Source organism: Photobacterium damselae (assembly GCF_003026815.1).
Classification (GTDB): Bacteria; Pseudomonadota; Gammaproteobacteria; order Enterobacterales; family Vibrionaceae; genus Photobacterium; species Photobacterium damselae.
Genome location: NZ_PYOG01000046.1, coordinates 1 through 18,497, shown reverse-complemented (window position 1 = coordinate 18,497; position 18,497 = coordinate 1). Strand labels below are relative to the sequence as shown.

General features: G+C 39.6%; 14 protein-coding genes and 5 pseudogenes. 5 read left to right on the top strand and 14 right to left on the bottom strand.

Going from position 1 to position 18,497, the window contains the following annotated elements; genetic code table 11:
- The 3 genes from CTN07_RS22705 to CTN07_RS21020 form a co-directional block, all read right to left on the bottom strand.
- The coding region (locus CTN07_RS22705; protein ID WP_146154899.1) for a hypothetical protein at positions 1–259 on the bottom strand (259 nt) is incomplete at its 3' end.
- A 558-nt stretch (positions 260–817) separates the two neighbouring features.
- Positions 818–2,488 (bottom strand): hypothetical protein, encoded by a 1,671-nt coding sequence (locus CTN07_RS21025; protein ID WP_005306603.1) that lies wholly within the window; start codon positions 2,486–2,488, stop codon positions 818–820.
- Positions 2,489–2,518: 30 nt separating this feature from the next.
- Positions 2,519–2,968 carry a type III secretion system chaperone gene (locus tag CTN07_RS21020; protein ID WP_036766123.1) on the bottom strand — a complete coding sequence of 150 codons (450 nt, stop codon included), beginning with the start codon at positions 2,966–2,968 and terminating at the stop codon, positions 2,519–2,521.
- Positions 2,969–3,141: 173 nt separating this feature from the next.
- Between CTN07_RS21020 and CTN07_RS21015 the strand changes: the two genes are divergently transcribed.
- Entirely contained in the window at positions 3,142–3,879 is a 738-nt protein-coding gene (locus CTN07_RS21015; protein ID WP_036766124.1) for an IS6 family transposase, read from the top strand.
- 83 nt (positions 3,880–3,962) lie between these two features.
- Here the strand turns inward: CTN07_RS21015 and CTN07_RS23405 are convergent.
- The 6 genes and pseudogenes from CTN07_RS23405 to CTN07_RS20985 all read right to left on the bottom strand — a co-directional run.
- A pseudogene (locus tag CTN07_RS23405) lies at positions 3,963–4,034 on the bottom strand (IS6 family transposase); the annotation flags it as partial.
- A gap of 28 nt (positions 4,035–4,062) precedes the next feature.
- Positions 4,063–4,944, bottom strand: a complete 882-nt coding sequence (locus CTN07_RS21005; RefSeq protein WP_005306609.1) for an AraC family transcriptional regulator — start codon at positions 4,942–4,944, stop codon at positions 4,063–4,065.
- A 597-nt stretch (positions 4,945–5,541) separates the two neighbouring features.
- Positions 5,542–5,949: a YscW family type III secretion system pilotin gene (locus tag CTN07_RS21000; protein WP_036766126.1), complete on the bottom strand. Its 408-nt coding sequence runs from the start codon at positions 5,947–5,949 to the stop codon at positions 5,542–5,544.
- 251 nt (positions 5,950–6,200) lie between these two features.
- Positions 6,201–6,417, bottom strand: a pseudogene (locus tag CTN07_RS20995) (IS1 family transposase); the annotation flags it as partial.
- 345 nt (positions 6,418–6,762) lie between these two features.
- Positions 6,763–7,050: pseudogene (locus tag CTN07_RS20990) on the bottom strand (DDE-type integrase/transposase/recombinase); the annotation flags it as partial.
- A gap of 257 nt (positions 7,051–7,307) precedes the next feature.
- The gene (locus CTN07_RS20985) at positions 7,308–8,129 is read right to left on the bottom strand and encodes a YadA C-terminal domain-containing protein (protein WP_005306612.1); all 822 of its coding nucleotides are present in this window, start codon (positions 8,127–8,129) and stop codon (positions 7,308–7,310) included.
- A gap of 1,839 nt (positions 8,130–9,968) precedes the next feature.
- Between CTN07_RS20985 and CTN07_RS20980 the strand changes: the two genes are divergently transcribed.
- Positions 9,969–10,679, top strand: a complete 711-nt coding sequence (locus CTN07_RS20980) for a response regulator (protein ID WP_005306615.1) — start codon at positions 9,969–9,971, stop codon at positions 10,677–10,679.
- Positions 10,680–10,887: 208 nt separating this feature from the next.
- Here CTN07_RS20980 and CTN07_RS20970 read toward each other — a convergent pair whose 3' ends face one another.
- Together CTN07_RS20970 and CTN07_RS23170 are read right to left on the bottom strand one after the other, a co-directional pair.
- Complete coding sequence (locus tag CTN07_RS20970) at positions 10,888–11,574, bottom strand: IS6 family transposase (protein WP_005306617.1); 687 nt, start codon at positions 11,572–11,574, stop codon at positions 10,888–10,890.
- Between the two features lie 28 nt (positions 11,575–11,602).
- A complete protein-coding gene (locus CTN07_RS23170; RefSeq protein WP_036766129.1) occupies positions 11,603–11,824 on the bottom strand; it encodes a hypothetical protein in 222 nt (73 codons plus the stop codon).
- 345 nt (positions 11,825–12,169) lie between these two features.
- Here CTN07_RS23170 and CTN07_RS20960 point away from each other — a divergent pair, with 345 nt between their 5' ends.
- Positions 12,170–12,565 carry a hypothetical protein gene (locus CTN07_RS20960; protein ID WP_036766131.1) on the top strand — a complete coding sequence of 132 codons (396 nt, stop codon included), beginning with the start codon at positions 12,170–12,172 and terminating at the stop codon, positions 12,563–12,565.
- A gap of 3 nt (positions 12,566–12,568) precedes the next feature.
- Positions 12,569–15,490, top strand: a pseudogene (locus tag CTN07_RS23305) (ADP-ribosyltransferase).
- Positions 15,491–15,665: 175 nt separating this feature from the next.
- On the opposite strand, the gene CTN07_RS20950 reads toward CTN07_RS23305, so the two are convergent.
- Complete coding sequence (locus CTN07_RS20950; protein WP_005306629.1) at positions 15,666–16,661, bottom strand: hypothetical protein; 996 nt, start codon at positions 16,659–16,661, stop codon at positions 15,666–15,668.
- A 203-nt stretch (positions 16,662–16,864) separates the two neighbouring features.
- Between CTN07_RS20950 and CTN07_RS23350 the strand changes: the two genes are divergently transcribed.
- Positions 16,865–16,993 (top strand): DinI-like family protein, encoded by a 129-nt coding sequence (locus tag CTN07_RS23350; protein ID WP_080551806.1) that lies wholly within the window; start codon positions 16,865–16,867, stop codon positions 16,991–16,993.
- Between the two features lie 278 nt (positions 16,994–17,271).
- On the opposite strand, the gene CTN07_RS20940 is transcribed toward CTN07_RS23350, so the two are convergent.
- Positions 17,272–17,400, bottom strand: coding sequence for a Hok/Gef family protein (locus tag CTN07_RS20940; RefSeq protein ID WP_050787850.1), 129 nt, complete (start codon positions 17,398–17,400; stop codon positions 17,272–17,274).
- Between the two features lie 980 nt (positions 17,401–18,380).
- Positions 18,381–18,497: pseudogene (locus CTN07_RS20935) on the bottom strand (IS110 family transposase); the annotation flags it as partial.

The following is an 18,497-nucleotide window of genomic DNA, read 5'->3' as shown; positions in this document are numbered from 1 at the left end:
CAAGCGAGATTAATACTTCATGTAATTTGAATGCAGTAGTCGATGTGTCACCAAACTTATCAATAAGATATTGATAAATTAATGCAATTTCTTCGTCGTGATCTTTTGGCGGAGCAATATCATATTGGGTATTTAGCAACTGAGTGACATTATCCATGGTGGTCTCATATTGCTCATAGTTGTCAAAAGCCGATGAAGCCTGAACCGGACGACATTTTTTTGTTGGTTTCTTCTTCTTTTTTCTAGGTTTGTTACTCATAGGATGTAGTCAATACAGTAATGGTGATTTGTACTGATATAAAATAAGAATGCCCGCTAAATTAGCGAGCAGTAAGAGTTAAAAATGAGGCTCTAGGCCGCAATTTTCTATTTCAGGTAGAGATATTTGGCTCCAGCCAAAGGCTGGCTACTGTTCATTACGCAACAACGCCAACTTGGGAGCACATTTCAAATCTGTGCTCGATGTGTGTAAAAAAGATCCAATGGAATCCTATCTTATGGTCCTTGATATCCAAAGATATCCTCTTAAATACAAGTAATTACAGGAGCTTAAGAGGCATTCAAAATCCGTTGCCTTTGGGCGTGGCGGCAGGAGTGCCTGTCCAATCAAGTCCGCCTACCGGGGCCATATTCCAAGACAGAGCCTCGATGAAAGTCGGGGCTTTGTTGTATCTGAGGTTTGTGAATTCAAATCTAGCGTGATGATCAAGGTGGTAGTTAGCGAGCTTATGTCCCTAAAAACTGATGCATTTCAAGCTAACAAAAAGCCTCGACACTATCGAGGCTTGGTTATTTGTTGGAATCTTATTACGTGGGATTAAAGAGGATCGGCTCGATAGTCGACGTTAATTGGTCCATTTAACTTGGCATCAATTTGGCTATTGTGCGCTGCTATCGTTAGATTGACCTCAAGATGCAGCGAGCTTTTATCCGGATCTAATGGCTCTTCGTTTAAACCAATCATCATTTTAAGTTGCATGTCCAATTGGGCATGAAGTTCCATTGTGCCATCTTCTTTATTGTACAAATTGAACGTGGATGTTGGGTCGCCTATTGGCGTGATGCCTTGTTCATTCATTAAAGAGATAAGGACGCTTGCAAACAACTCTTGGTTAGCAAAGTAGCTTACGCCTGTCGGTATTTTACTGATGTCATCTAATGTTGAATCTTCATTGCGACTGATTTGTGCACCATCAACTAGATAAGTTGCACGATCAAAGTCTTTCTCAAACTGCTCACTGCGTTTTTCATCCACTTTTGCGGCAATTTCTTTGAGTGCATTGGTGACAGCTGTGGGGTTAGTCAGCGTGACATATTGTTTGGTTTGCGCAGCAACAGGCTCTTGAGTAAGCCCACAATCGTCAAGATTTAAGTGGTTGTCATTGGCTTGCATCGTCAAAAAAGCAGAAGCAAACTCAGGATCTGATGCTGAAATCTCACCAGCACCAATACCCTGTCCATAGTAACTAACCCAATCATTTAAACGTTGCGATGCTTTGTCACTACCATGTGCGCGTTTATCTAACTCTGTAATTAGTGCATCAAGCAGTGTTTCAGTTCGACACAGTTTAGTCAGTGTTAACAACTGCTCTTCATGTGGAATATCGGCTTGCTCTAGGTCATCCATTACTTGCATTTTGAATCCTGGAGAGTTGAGCAATTGGACCAGTTCTTTGCTGGTTGGATGATTAAGAATAGAGTTGAGTAAATCGCTGGCTTGAGTCTGAGATAAGCCTTGCGTTAATTCAGACACAATATGTTGCTGGTAACCACTCTTGTCGTCAGCACCAAGCTTTTGCTTATCGACATCAGCTAAGTCAAATTGCGCGCGTAGCATGATCTTTTGCGCACAATTATCGAGGTTGTGAAGTACTTGATAATGATCTTTCTGATTGAATGCATCCGCTACTTGGTTGAAGTCTTCTTGAATACCTTGTGGAAGACGATGTATGTCATCAACAACGGTTTGGGCGATCTCAGCAATTTCTCGTTGAGTCAATTGATGGTGTTGTTTGTCGCATGCCTCGTGAAGTAAGCCTTCAAATTGTTTTCCTGCTGCATTATTTGGAGCCAACCATTGCTCGTGGTCGTTGTTAGCAAGTAATTTTTGAGCGCCATTTGAAGAGGCAATAAAATCATGAACGGCTTGGGCATTGAAAGCGGTCATGGCCTTGCTGATGGCATTCGCCTCACCAATAATGGTCTGGATGACTTTTCCGCTTAACGGCTTACTACCGGAGGTAATATCTAACTTAGAAGCTAGATGTGAGGTGATATCACTTCCGTACTCTTTCTGTAATGAGTTGAGAAAGAGCCCCATGGTTTGAAGGTTAAGATTGGATTGAGTTTGAGTGTGCTTTGCAAAAGGATAAAGCGTTTTGCCTTCAAAACGACCACTTTTTAAAGTGACCTCTCCTTGATTGTTTTGATTGGCAACCACAGTGTTATTTTTAGCAACACTAAGAAACTGTTGTAGTTGTATAGCCATATCGGTATCTCTATAAATTCTTGAGGAAAATTAAACGCAGATAGCAGTATTGAGCATGCTATTTTTAGGGGGCGAGTCCTCTTGGGTACTCTCTAGCAAATGACGGCATTTCTCTGTTTGACTGATGAAACACGACAGTGCGCTTTCTAGGTCAAACACAGTACAAAGACCAGCATCCACGCTGTATGTCAAAACGATACTCGCTGTGTGAGTTTCAAGGCTTAGAGACATATTGAGTTCTTTATATAAGGCTTTATTGAACTGCATTAAGCTTGATAGTTGTTTTATGCCTTGTTGGGAACTTAATGGTCCTACTAGCGATGTCAGGATCAGCTGTTCACGTTTAGGGTCCAACTCGATGTCTAGTAAAAGAGTTTCATCAACCATCAAAGTACAATGCCCGTCTTCGTTGGGTTGGAGTGTGTCGATGCCTAGGACTGTAACTAATTCTTGAAATAATTGCTCAATTAATGTGCTCACGTCAGCAGTCTCAATGGTTTATTTAGTTGATGGCAATGTATAAGAGCTGTGTCGAGAAATCTGTCAATGACGGTTGTGATGTTTTAGGTTATTAAGAGGATTAACTGGGACTGTTGCAAAAAATTCACTCAGTACTTAGAATTTCTGTTTTCGGCATTTAATCTACCAACTCTATGACCAATCCTGAATTCAAATGGAAACACTTTGCTCCTGAGAGCATCCTTTGGTGTCTTCGTTGGTATGGTTCGACACCAATGAGCTACGCGAATATCAGCGACATGCTGGCAGAGCGAGGGAGTTCAGTGAACCGTTCGACCATTTACCGTTGGTTCATTGAGTATTCCCCTGCATTACGTAAGAAGTTGCGTCGTTATCAATTTATTCGCGTAGATTCTTCGTGGCAGCTTGATGAAACTTACGTCAAAGTAAAAGGAAAATGGTTTTATCTGTATCGTGCTATTAATAAACAAGGTGAAACGTTAGATTTTTACTTTTCTAAAAAGCGGAATAAATATTCAGCATATCAGTTCCTTAAGCGCTGTTTAAAATATTATCCGCTAGAGAAAAAACCGAAAACGCTTAATACAGACAAACATTCTTCCTATGGTAATGCAATTGCTCGTTTGAAAAAGGAGGGATATCTGCGAAAAGATGTTAAGCAACGGCAAGTGAAATACCTTAACAACGGTATAGAATCTGATCATTCGCCCATTAAAAAGTTAATTATGGCGACGAGTGGCTTTAAAGTGCAAAAACGCGCATGGGCTACGCTCCAAGGGTTTGAATCAGTGCGAATGTTAAATCAGGGGCAATTTGATTTTTGGCTACGTCATGATGAACCTAAAACAAAAGTACTGGATAGATCCGCCTTTATGAATAGTCTCTTTAATGTTGATGCGATTTACGCGTAATTTAAAGTTAATTATAAGTCCAATATACCCATTAAATTATTTGCAACAGTCCCCTTTACATAAACTTTACGATAGAACCACCGTTTGTACGCTACATAGTAGCGTATAGCTTGAAGGATGATGTCAGATGAAAAATGATAACCAGTAAATTGCATAAAAGTTTAAAGTCAGTAATTAGATCTCTCAACTGTTATCTAGTTCCCTAACTTTGCGACAGAACCACTTGTTCATCCCAGAACGTACACGACTTGGTGTCGTTCCAAAACGACGTCGGTAGCTTTGCGTAAAGTAAGATTGGCTAGAAAAGCCCGCTTCCATTGCGACGTCGACAATGCTCATTTTGCTGGTAAGCAATAACTTATGGGCATACAGCAAACGGCGCTCACTGATCCACGCTCTAGGAGAAACGCCATAGTGCTCATTAAAGAGCTCTTTAAACGTCGTCAGGCTCGCGCCAAACTCTTGAGCGTAGTCGGTCAGCTTCCACTCCTTTAGGTAATGGAGTTCCATAAAGCGACGCAGTCGGTCTGAGGTTTTGTTGGTCAGCTGTGATAATAACGCATACAGGTTTTCACCTTGCTCACCGTGGAGCAATAAGATGAGCATTTCCTCGTATTTTAAGCGCATGATGGTGTCAGGATAAGACTGCTCTTCTAGCGTCTTCATCCCTGATAAGGTCTGCTCTATCAACAAATTGAAAGTAAACGGGAACAATCCAGACTGAACGTTATCAACTTTTGGTAGCGACATCAGTAAATCACTGTGCTTTTGCAAAAATTGACTGACAAGTTCATTGTCGAATTCGATCACTGACGCCGTATATTGGCCATCTACTGGCGTGTATTCTAGTAAGTAATCCCCTTGATAGAGAAACACACCACAACCAGCGACGACATCTAACGTGCAATCCCCCGTCTGAACTTGCAATTGCCCATTGTGAACGACAACAATGTGAGACTGGCGAGAATGAAAAACTTCATCGTATTTTTCATAGTAACAAGTACTATGGATTTTTCGCGATAGCGAGTTGACCCTTTCTGTGTTTAGTTGGCCTAACACATCCATTTTTTACCCTTCATAATCTTAATTTCTCTAATCCAAATAGAGAAATGCCAAAGCCTGACACGCCTATACAAAAACGTACGTGGCGATGTTTAATCAGAACGATGTCAATTAAAGAAGCCAAGAAAAGAGCATAGGTGCGATAGCACGACTATACTTCCCGAATAAATTATAAATAGCTCAAAAGCTACCTACGGTAGCAAAAAATAATCTTGGAAAAACGTCTCGATATTGTTTGTTATATTCTCGAGAAATTAATAAGCTTTTGCTAAAGTTCAACTTATAACTAGTGATACTCAAGCAACCAAAGCTCTTATTATATTAGAATAAATGAAATTACTAATATTTAAGCCGACTCTCACCTATATTGGTATTTCCACAAAAAATGGAGTGTTTATTTTTAAACCATGCTATCTAGCCAACTTCATAGAAACGGGGATATAAACATAAAAATTTCAGTGAGTGCAACTGATATTCATTTAAAGAAGCACTGAGCCCGATGACTTGACCCCATTAATAATTAGGATTTTATATCCGGATTATTCGCTTCATTCGACTTAAATTTTTATTAAAATAGAAAAAATGAAAACCATTACTTTTCTAGTTATTATTGTAAGCTTCTAGTTTTAAATCCTTATGTACTCTGCCTTGCGTAAAAATATAGCCTTCTTCTTTACTGGCTCTGATTTCCCCTTGAGAACGTAACACTGCGCGGATCTTCATTTCACCCTTACCAGCTTGTATAGGCGCAATAACAAAAGAGTATTGCACAGGCAGCTGAATCCCCTTATATGTCTGCTTTGCGACAGTAATACACTGTTCTGTGGTTACTTGGCACACATCAACATCAACCGATGTACTCACGGGCGCAATATATTCATCAAAAGCCACCCACCCATACAGCACTGCTTGGGAAGAGCTCACAAAGCCGCCGTTTAAGGAGTTGGTGTGAGTGCAAGCACTCAAAAACAACAGGCTTAGCAACCCAATAAGCGTTCTAGATTTCACTGCGTACTCTCTCTACTTATTTTTTTATTAAGAATGACAGTCTGGTATAGAAATATATAAAAGATCAACATGTATTTTATAAATTACTCAAAAATAAGAAAGCGTTAATTACACTAGATTTTTTTGTTTTAAAATTTGACATTAGTTCCAAGCACATAATTACTTATTATATAAGTGAAATTTATATACACTAATGATATAAGCAACACCATCAATACTTTCTTTATTAAGTTGTGACTCCAACCTGTTGATTAATGATAATGCTCTCGTTCAATAAAGGTTCCAATAACCTTATCATGCATCTTTTCCGATTTAGAGAAACCAATAGTTTTTCTAACCAGTCGCATAATACGAGACCTGAGTCTAAGGTTAGTTCTCTCTATCCTTTGAGTGTATCTTATTTCCAATAATATGTTTTTCACTCAGTAGTGTTGAAGAGTACACGCTATAGTCATCAGTGCAGTAAAAGGTTCTGCCGCAAAGTTAGGGAACCAGATTTTTCATTTCCTTGACGCATCCATTTTAAATAACCAATAATCCGTCATTAAGATATTGATAAGAATCAGATATATTAGCAGTTTTTACAGGGTCATTAATGAAATGGAGAATACTAGCTCTAATTGCTATAGAGTTTGACATATTCATATATCCTACAAACATTTATAATAGATATAAATATATAGTTTTTTAATGTATTTGCATTTAGTTTAATGTCGTATTTTTGTCTCTACATGTCAAACAGTAGTCAGGTGTCTTAACCAGTTCTGTCGCAAAGTTTATGTAAGGCGTAAGCGTGTCGAATTTCGGACACTATTATGCTATGAGCGCGTAAAATCGCTCCCATACAGGCAAGCTTAGCTCGCCAACTTGACCTCGTTTGATTTGCGTCCAAACTTCTTGACCTGACATAGTGGCACTTGCTCCCTCAACAGATTTCCAACCAAGAGCCTGATACATCTTTTGTTTAATTGGCCTATGGCTTTGCTCAACTATATTGTTGAGGTATTTCGCGTCGATTATTTCTATTAAGTTCAGCATGAAAACGACACTTTTCTATAATTTGACGTTCATATGATGAAGTGCTTGAGTATTGGATCTACTTTTAATAGTTAGGAATTTCAATTCCTAACCACAAATAAGAATGCTCGCTAAATTAGCAAGCATTTAGAGTTAAAAGCGAGGCCACAGTTTTCTATTTCAGGTTGAGATATCAGACTCCAGCCTAAGGCTGGAGTCTGTTTGCTCTGCCGTAAAAATCTGCTACATATCTAGTTGAGATCATCTGTAAATTTGAAAATATTTTCGATAGATCCGATGATATTTAAAACAGAACTAAGGATTGAGCTCCCTAACCGTAATTACCAAGTTTTACTAATACCTGCACCTAAAATACTTTGGCCAGAAGTTAAGCCAGCAGAGCCTTTAATCGAAATGCCATTTTCAAAGTAATGGCTCATACCCACAGCTAATGCAGACTCACTATCATAATGTCCGATACCCACACCAAAACTAGTAGAGCCAGGAATAGCTGGGGTTGGAATATTAGCCATAGCAGCAACACCAGCAGTACCCCTTGCTGCCACTTTTCGATTATGACGCACATCACCTTCAAGGTCAGAAAGACGTTGATCAGCCATCTTTTGCCATTTATCACTCAGATCAAGCCGTTTAGAGTTGTCTGCAATTTTATTAGCGTTTGATACAGAACGTGCCTCATTTTCTGTAGTCGAGTGCTGAAGGTCATCGATTGATTTTATATTTGTTGCTATTTTAGTCGTGTTATTACCAATACCTTTATATGTTTGCGCAAAGCGAATGTCAGTTGATTTAGCCTCGCCTGTAATACGCTCACTTAAGCCATTAATTGATTTTGTATTTGTTGCTATTTTAGTTGTGTTATTACCAATACCTTTATATGTTTGCGCAAAGCGAATGTCAGTTGATTTAGCCTCGCCTGTAATACGCTCACTTAAGCCATTAATTGATTTTGTATTTGCTGTTATTGATTTTGTATTTGCTGTTATTGACTCCATGTTTTTTGATATTTTTGTTGCGTTTTGAGTGGAAGCTCTTGTCTCTACTGCTGCTAGAGCATTTGTACTAAAAACACCAGTAGCTACTGCGATTGAAAGCGCCAATAATCCTAGTGAGCCAGATGCAATCTTGTTTTTATTCATCATTATTAGTATTTCCCATATATGGTTAGAAGTTTTCTTAAATGAAAGGGGCCTTCATGGACTAAGTATCCTTAAATAAATTAGCAAATACATAAAAACAATAAAGTAATATTGTGTATTGAGCTGTCAATTGTTTGTCTATTGGTTGTTTTGTTTAACCAGATGTGTAAATTTATTGACTCTCGTGTGCAATCAGTTACTTTTGCTTCTGTCACATTCTATTCTGTTGCAAAACTTTTGGCAGCAGAATAGATAACTTATATTCAATATAACCAATTGATTAATAATTGAATTATAACAATATCAAACATAGGTATTCTTAAGATTTTTTGAAAAACGAGGGAATAAAATAGCCTATTTCGTACGGTTTACACATTTGAACGTCAGCTCAATTGTAATGTTCGCTTCCATCTGTCACGCGTAGGGGCATAGTCCTAAAAGCCAAATGACGGAACAATGTTGGAAGCAACCGATGGTCTCGTTCTTTCGAGGCTATTATCATGGAATTAATTAAAAACATCTTTATTTTCAATGAAGTATTGATTTTTACTACTGACATGAAATTCCGTCACTAGTGAGTAATAGTGATCTTTGTGGCATAACTATTCGCCAATATTTTGTCACTCGATGTCTTGTTTACAATTAATTGACACATTGATTCAATTAAGTTCTTGGTGCTTTTCAGTATTTTATTTATTATTAAACTTTAAATTTTTAACAAAACAATAAGGCTACATTTAATGGTAAAAGGCGATAAGGTTCGCTTATAACCTGAACAAGAACGTTTGTTATTGTTATGTTATTATGGCGAGTTAATTGATAATTATTGCGTATATGTGATCTTTTATTAATCGCATTTAAAATTAGTCACATCTATCGTTATTCAATCATCTATGACCGAATAAATTATGTTATATGAGAGTTTAGTTAGTTAATGAATGAACAAGATAAAATAATTCAAAAAAAATTAGCGTTAAAAATATCTGCTCGGACTAGAGAAAAATTTTTACTTGCTAAATTTCAGATTCGTCGCAAGTTAAATATAGCCAACTAAAGCTAGATATTCTTACGTCTTTATTGGTACTGTTCCCCATACGACATTTTCTTACAAGTTGCAAGCTGTTTTTTTAATGCCAACTTAACCCACGGGATATCGATGAAATGTTTGTTAAATGTGGTAGTGCTATGGCTCACTCAATGGCTAATTGCTGGATTATTAATTTATTCCCGATGTTTGAGCCAAGAACTCGTCTATTAAAGAGTAACGTGTTGTCATCATAGTGTATGGATGATGCGGATATCAAAATCTAAGATAGTGAAAATACTAAAGAGTGGTTGATAAATATCATATATATTACTACTTTATTACTTAATAAAAAGCAGTATAAACTATTCTTCGTAAGGCAACAGGAACTAATGCTCTAGCTTTGCATAATATTAAAGTCAACTTATAGTTACGTGTCATTTTTATGTATAAGTTGTCGATGTGATATTTTTCGCTAATGTCGTTGAGCAAAACCATCAATCAATAATAAAAAGATGTGCCTAACGTTAAGTTTTGGAGTCTGTAGAAGGGAGCTCAACCCTTATGTTAGATCAAAAAAGCTGGGCACAAATAAAGTGAGGATCGGTTGGCGATTTAAGTTCGCTAGTTTGTGCAAACTTTTATGTGCTTTATGCATAATTATGTCTTGAGCTTAAATCGTCTGCATTTAATGAAAACTTTGTGGCAGAGCCAAAAATAGTGACATGTATCATAAGTGCTAACTCGCCAAATACGATACTTTCGCATACGCCAATGACAGCACAAAACCACAATTATGTTGGCTATAAGTAAGAACTATGACAAAGACTTATTCACTTTTAATTATTGATAACGATCTTAAATTACAACAGATGTTAGCTGATTACTTTCGTATTCAACGATTTAAGGTACAAACACATTCTGACAGTAATGGAGCTATTGAACTTATCAAGTCTATTAATCCAGATATTGTCTTGTTGGATTTTATTTCGCTTTGTCACGATGGTTTAGCTCTTTGCCGAGAGATCCGAAGATGCTATCAAGGAAAACTAATGATACTTACTGCTAGTAATGACGATTTTGACCATATTTCGGCGTTAGAGATTGGAGTTGATGACTATGTCGTTAAACCTATCAAGCAACGCGTATTACTTGCTCGTATGCATATATTATTGCGTATTAATGAGCTTCAACCAGATACTCCATCTGATATTAATATACTTAATGATGGTAAGCTAACACTTCATAAAAACCGTAAACTTTGTGAACTATCAGGGCAGAAAATATGTATGACAGATAAAGAATTTGATTTGTTATGGTTATTAGCGAACTCTCCTGGTACATTTTTATCTCGTGACTTCTTAACTAAAGAATTACGCGGTATTGAATATAATGGTATTGATAGAACAGTTGATAATAAGATTGTTAGTCTACGAAGAAAACTATTGTGCTATCCTTCGATATCACAGGAAATTATTACTATTCGAGGTAAGGGGTATTTGTTCGTTCCAGACAGGAGATCAGAATGATAGTTAGCCTTCAGTTGGATCCGGATATCTTAAATAGAGGACTTCGATTTAAAGCTTCTCTTTTATCCCTTAATGTCCATGGTCAGGAATTTCAATTTCTTACCATTCTATCAGCAATGATTAAAAATCAATCATCAACTACCTTTCTTATAGATTCTGTCGCAAAGTTTTTTATGTAAGGCGTAAGCGTGTCGAATTTCGGACACTATTATGCTATGAGCGCGTAAAATCGCTCCCATACAGGCAAGCTTAGCTCGCCAACTTGACCTCGTTTGATTTGCGTCCAAACTTCTTGACCTGACATAGTGGCACTTGCTCCCTCAACAGATTTCCAACCAAGAGCCTGATACATCTTTTGTTTAATTGGCCTATGGCTTTGCTCAACTATATTGTTGAGGTATTTCGCGTCGATTATTTCTATTAAGTTCAGCATGAAAACGACACTTTTCCATAATTTGACGTTCATATGATGAAGAGCTCGAGCATTAGCGCCACTATTATCAATAACAACTTGATCTGGCAATCCATTTGTTCGAATAGCCTTTCGTAGAAAGGCTTGAGCGGATTTTTCATCTCGTGTTTGACTAAGATAAAAATCTACAATATCACCGTATTTATCGACTGCCCGATAGTAATACCACCATTTCCCTTTGATTTTGATGTAAGTCTCGTCCATCCGCCATGAACTTGATACATAGTGTTTGATCGTTCGTGCAATTTGCTCAATTAAGGGAGCAAAACGAATGACCCAACGATTAATGGTGGCATGATCGACTCGAATTCCTCTTTCAGCAAAGATTTCTTCGATATCACGATAATTGAGTTTGTACGCTACATAGTAGCGTACAGCTTGAATGATGATGTCAGATGGGAAATGATAACCAGTAAATTGCATAAAAGTTTAAAGTCAGTAATTAGAGGTCTCAACTGCTCTCTGGTTCCCTAACTTTGCGACAGAACCCAATTAATGCAATTTCTTCGTCATGATCTTTTGGTGGCGCAATATCAAATTGGGTATTTAGCAACTGAAGGACATTATCCATGGTGGTTTCATATTGATCATAGTTGTCAAAAGTAGATGAACCCTGAACCGGACGACATTTTTTTGTTGGTTTCTTCTTCTTTTTTCTAGGTTTGTTACTCATAGGATGTAGTCAATACAGTAATGGTGATTTGTACTGATATAAAATAAGAATGCCCGCTAAATTAGCGAGCAATAAGGACTAAAAATGAGGCTCTAGGCCGTAGTTTCTATTTCAGGTTGAGATATCTGGCTCCAGCCGAAGGCTGGCTACTGTTCGCTGTATGGGAGCGCTTTTACGCGCTCATAGCATAATTGTGTCCGAAATTCGACACGCTTACGCCTTACGTAAACTTTGCGACAGCCCCCCTAAAAGGCGTCCTAAAAACTTCTGACCAACATTGATATATGGCGAATGCCATTGCGTTTATCGTTTTTTGACTACTCTATACGAAAAGGGGTCCTCGCAATGAACAAAGAAGACATCATAAACAACTGGCTATTTGACCTATCTGGCGGGCAATGGCTGCTTTTGAATGGTCAATGCAACTTGGTTGGCGAAGATGGCATGCATTACGCCACGATTCTCAATTATGAAAACCGCATGGTGGTCATGTTCCCTTTATCACCCGCCAAGCAGCCTGAGGGGGGAATATCACTCTCAAAACTGCTGGCGCTTAATTCCCGCCCTGATGTTGTCGGCATTGCGTCGTTCTCGTTAGCCGCAGACAACGCCACTGTCGTACTCAATTTTGCATTGCCGGATGAGTCCTTGGTGAATAGCGATCTCAATGTCTTTTGGCAAAATGCACTCAGTTTACGCAGAGCCTTGTTTGATGCGATCACTGAATCCACTGCGGGGTGAACGATGCAAATATCGATTCGAACAGACGGCGCGGCAGGCACCGCGGCTTTGCTGTCCTCACAGCAGACACCAAGCGCGGCTAATACCTCTTTAAGTCAGGTTTCATCGGTCTCCGTTTCTTTAGTCGGTAATCAACCGCCGCTGAACACGAAACCAGTCTCGTTGCCACCTTTGCGTCAGGCCGTGGAAGAGTTTAATCACGCCATCATGCGTGCTGCACAATATGATGGCAGTATTGAAAATTTAGTCCGAGACAAGGTAAATGCGCAGTTTCCAGCAGCCTCTGACGCGGTGAAAAACCAGATAGTCGCTCAGTCGGTGGAAAAGATTGCAGAAGCCAACCAAGCATTTGAGTTTAACCATTTGGGCAATGACCTGCTGCAGAGCCCTGCCGTTGAGTACATGTCTCAATCGTTTTTGCGTCGGATCCTAGAAAACGTAGCGATCGCTCAAGCGAAAGATCCTTCAGTGCTAGTAGCAAAGACAAATGAAGACGCCGGCATCGGTTTTCTGGACGGCTGGAGTGATGATGACGCTAAGTGGGCAGAGCAGCTCAACAGCGTACTCAATGACCCTAAAGCCAATGCTCGGGTACTGACCACATTAGCTTATAGTCATTTGAGGGTATTTCGTGATCCTTCACGACTTAAGCTGATGGGCGATACCGTGAATCAGCCGCTGCTGAATGCTAAGGAAGCAAACCAAAGGCTGAACATTTTCCACTTACACGGTGCAGGAGCGAAGCCAGAGATCTCGACGCCGATCACAACCCAGCCCCACGGTTGGGCATGGCTTAAGTATGCCGATTGGAATACAAGTGAAGCGCTCGGCAACAAAACTGGCAATAACTTTATCGGCAGTCGTCAAAATGACGACCCACACAAAGGGACCAGATTCAAGCTTCAAGGAATGCAGGAGGTTATGAAGCCTGCGGCTTATCACAACGACGCCGTTGCTTTAAAAGAGCGTCCAGAACATGAGTCCGGCTATGGTGGTTTCGTTATCAATGACAAAACGTTAACCACGATTGGCCAGGACGAACCAACCTCGGTCAATTGGCGCCAACAGAACATGGATAAGAAGTTACCTATGTTTGCGGGGCCATCCAGTACTACCTCTTTTATGTACGAAGTGGCGCGCCTTCTCAAAATGCCCGCTTCTGAAGCGTAAGCATTTCGAGCCTTGCTGTTAGGGTGGATGATTCAGCCGCGTGATCACAGTTTTACAGAGATCATGGGAGCTCTGGATGCTTATGCAATGGAGCACAATGACCACGGCGCTGCGACAGTAGACAGTGATGACATGATGACGTGGCAAGCACGTGAGACGGGCAATTGGCTTGGTGCTTACGAGGGGCTGATAACCCAAGATATCGATTTACCCGGTATGGAAGCCAAGACAATCACACTAAATGGACAAGAGATTCATTTGCCTGCGATTGAACCGGTGAAAATGAGTGTTGAGGAGTTCGACCATTCTGTGACTCAAGGGAAAGGCTACCCATCACAATATGCAGGGAGTAAGTATCTTGATGTACTGGCGCAGGCCGCGCAGAGCCATCAAGAAGCAGACGATGCCTTTGGTCTGGCTTCTGAGAAAATTCACTACGCTGCGCAAAATATGAATGACCTGAAGTTATACAATACCGAGCAGAGAACCATGCCGGAATTGCCTGAGCGAAAACCGTCAGGGCAGCCATTTATCGATGGTGCTAAAGCGGAAGCATTAGGTAACTGGTTGGAGCGTCAGTCTCCTGCTCAATACCAACAACTTCTCAGTAATGCAGCGTCTTTGTTGGCGGAATCTTCACAGGAAGGATCGCTGAGTAATGTTTTTCGTTACGGCGAGCGTAATGACGTGTGGGAAACTTTTCGTACGGTAGATAAGTCGAACATGCTTGATGCTCAGTTGGTGCTAAAAAACAAACCTGAACACCAAGATGCGTTGGGATTTTTACTGGATGTCGCGAGTAGTAAAGCCACACCAGCAGAACGCCAACAAGCGGTATTAGAAGCCATTGGTGATGATGCAAATAACCAAGCGACGCTGATTAACGCGATGCTGCTGGCGACGACTCGATTCTATACAGGGAATGGCGCAAATATTATCAACCCAGGCTACGGCGATTTTGCTCCACCAAAGAACGAGAGTGAAATGGAGATGCGTCTTCAATCGCTCCAAAAACGTAACCAATACACAAGTTATGCTGAGCGAGCGCAGGCAAAGAAAGAGTATCGCCAGAACGTGGATACGTTACAGGCTGCGATAGACTCTCCAATGTTTGAACGATACTCCGGTAAAGTCTGGCATGGCTGTCACACCAGTGTTGCCGATGTGGCGTTAGAGAAGGGAAGCGGTTTTCAGTTCCCTGGCTTTATGAGTACAACGCGTGCTCCAGACGTGGCACAAAGTTACATGGCGAAAGGTGCGCTTTTCGTCATCAACCCGGCACCAGCGATTGGGGTGAATATTGAACCCATCAGTAATGCGGAAGGTGAGAGAGAAATCTTGGTTCCTGCAGGGACGTCTTTTACTGTGGAACAAAGTTATACCTTACACCTGGAGAAAGGTTACCCGCCTTCAGCCAATACGGTGATGAAAAAGCGAATTCACGATACAGAAGTGGCTATGGGGAGCCGCATACCTCATGTAACCATACGCATAACGACGCCAGAGATGGAGAAAGTGGGCCTAAGTGGTCAAAGCGATCCAAAAGGAGAGGCGGAGCTTGCTGACTTGATTGATCATATCAAGAAAAATAGCTCGAATATGGAAGAACAAACCAAAGTTGTGGTACTGAGCCGAGAGTCCAGTGCACCAAGCGCCAATACCGTGAATGCGGATAAAGCGGCAACAGAAGTCTTTAATCTCAACAGATTTAGCTTGCTTGAGACTGAAACAGTAAAGCTCAGCACACCATGCTGAGCTTTTTTCTATTCTCATCATGTGTCTTATCATAAACAGCTTAAAATGAAAAAAACCAACCATATTCACCTATCTGTATTCAGCGTAATAGGTTCAAGGTTAGGAATTGAAATTCCTAACCGTTCAGCCAAAATAGGGACAATCAGAAATGAAAGTCCCTTTTCTTATAGCTACATTAATGAGCTGGGGCTGGGTAGAGCAAATCATATGGCTGGTTTACAGAATACAACAATTGTTCACCTTTTGTGATTTTCAGATTAACTGTAAACGTATCTGGTAAGAAATCATCATTTGTATCAGTATAGGTATAGTTTGCTGTAGTTACCTTATCTGCTTCTGTTGTCGTAATGCTTTGAATCTGATGATATGACAGCCCAAAGTAATCACGATCTATCTTCCATTCTTTTACTGGATCTACATAGTGGAATGGATATACATCGTCATTACTATCATAATAACTAATATTAACAGTTTTAATAACAGGCGGTACATCATCTACATTCCCGAGCAAAGGTTTCTTGTGAATAGCTTTGATAATCTCACCGTCAGTGTTGTATGAAAGAAGAATGATATTACGGTCGGCTATAACGTTTCCTGACTTTCTTTCTTCATTAATTTTAGATAGCTGCCCTTGCTGGTTATAAGTGTATGTATAAAAAACGTTGTTATTATTAGACGAGTTCACTTGATTTCTTCTAATTAACTTCCCCTGATCATCGAAATGGTAGGTGATTGTATAAGTCGCTTCAGGCTCGCCATCAAGGTTAGTATCTGATGCACTAAATACTTTTTTCGTTTCACTCGCAACACGACCATTATTATAGGTATATTCAGAAATAAAGCTTTCATTAGTATGGCGGATGATAATACCGGGACCGTCTGGCTTTCTTAAAGCAGATGCCTTATTTAAAGTACCATCATCATTATATTCATACGTGAATGTACTATCTAAATATTCGCGCTTTGTTATCTTGTTGTTTGCGTTGTATTCATACTGCCCTACTGCCACATCAGCGACTTCTCCAGTCCCTTTACGGACAAGTCGGCTTAATCTTATATCAGTACAAGCAGTTAAAGATGGGTCAATAAAATCTGGAAAGACTGAGTCTTGACTAGCGTTCGCTGCAGAACTTAATGCTAACAAGATAGTCATTGGTAATAATTTTTTCATTCTTCTTACTCCTTAGTGGTTTTCGGGATCACTATAGACAATAAGATAATGAGAATTAATATTATGTCAGTAAGACGTTGTAATGATACATAAGGTTGCATCATTACGTGGAGGGATGTTTGATTTTGAATATTCAGAATAGGAAAAAGAGATGAACCGAAGGAAATCTCAAAACTAAGCGATGGGGGAGATATCTACTTTAAATTCGGGTTCGTCGTGGGACTAACACGAACCTTTCTATTTCAGGGACAGTAAAAGATGAGAAAGAGGACATTAGTCAAATTATTGAAGAAATGTTTGATGAAGCGGCTGATTGGCTTTATGTCCCATAATTTAAAAAGTGACAATGTAACGTATAGCGACATTATCGCTATTTGTAACTATTGTCTTAACCAGGTAATACAACGTTGGGACAACGAGCATTCTTTATATTGGTGCGTCATGTGTGGCTGTTATCAGGGATATTGGCGTGACGTACCAAAAGCAAGAACCGATTGTGTTAGAAACTAAGTGAAGTTATGTATCGTCATTTTGAATGGGTGCTCTATGGCCTGCTCTCAAACAATCTGAATCGAGTAGAGGATTCGGAATCCCCTACTCGCTCCAGCATCTACTTAACTTCGTAAGCCAGTTTAGCTAGAAAGATAGTTTGACCATCCTTGATCTGCAATTCACAGAGTGAATCACGTACCATAAAGGTAAAACCTAAGATTGTTACACAGATAACTATCAAGCCCATTAGGGCGGTCTTTCGGAGCACATAACTTGCCTCTTAGCTAAATAGAGGCTAGGATCAGTCTTGCTATGGAACATGATATAAGCCTCGTTTGAATTTATAGTTCATTCGGGGCTTTGTCTTATTTACCTCGGCATCTTGGCAAATAAGCCAAGAGCACCCATCGAATATTATACTGACACTTCAAAGTAAAAACGAACCTTTTCGTTACACTCAAAGAACCACTTTCACTTCTCAGCGTCTTTTTTTAGGCGTTGAACAAGCACACTTTTCTGAACCTACTTTAGACACTAGCAAAGTGGGTTCAAAGAAGTGTGATTCTGCATGATAGTTAAGTTTCGCTTCCTTGTTCTCTAGTCCCACCCTCATATATCGAACGAACACCGTTCGTTCGACATGTTTGTTTTAATACAAACCAACCAACAAACAAACATTCTAAGGTTAAATAATCCATAACCTTATCTAATTTTTATTCATAAAAAACTTACTTTATAAAAAATAGTCTTTTGAGCACCAAATTCTCCCCAAATCGATCCCCTACTCTATAAGTTTCGTTTCGAAACTTTTTCGCCCTAACTTTACTTAACGTGATCTGATGGTCTTGAGGCTGCTTGATGTGATCTTTTGGCGGTGATTTGAGATTGACTGGATGGAATAGGAATAAATCACTGTAAAATTAGTGAGTTAACATACATGGTCGTCCCGATTTGCCAAGTACCCACGATCAAAAAAATCAAACAAGTTAAGATTGCAGACATACATCCGGACTTAGTCGGCGTATGCCGCTGTCCCTAAAGGATTTCGCTGACTCAAACCTAATCATAATAGCGCATTAGTTAAATTAACTATGCCATGTTAAACACAGGTTGATTGAGTCACGGTCTTACCAGTTTGGCCTTTAAATTGTGTTTACCTTTAGCAATCGGTTATAGAATTGCTTGTTGCAATAAATATTTCTAAGTTAAATCAATTAATTAAGCAACCTAAGCATAGAGATTACAATCTTTATTAGCTTGGTATTCCTCACCTTTGGTAAGCAAAGCCCATAATATTCGAGCATTTTTATTTGCTAGGGCAACTGCCGCAACATTTGTATTTCT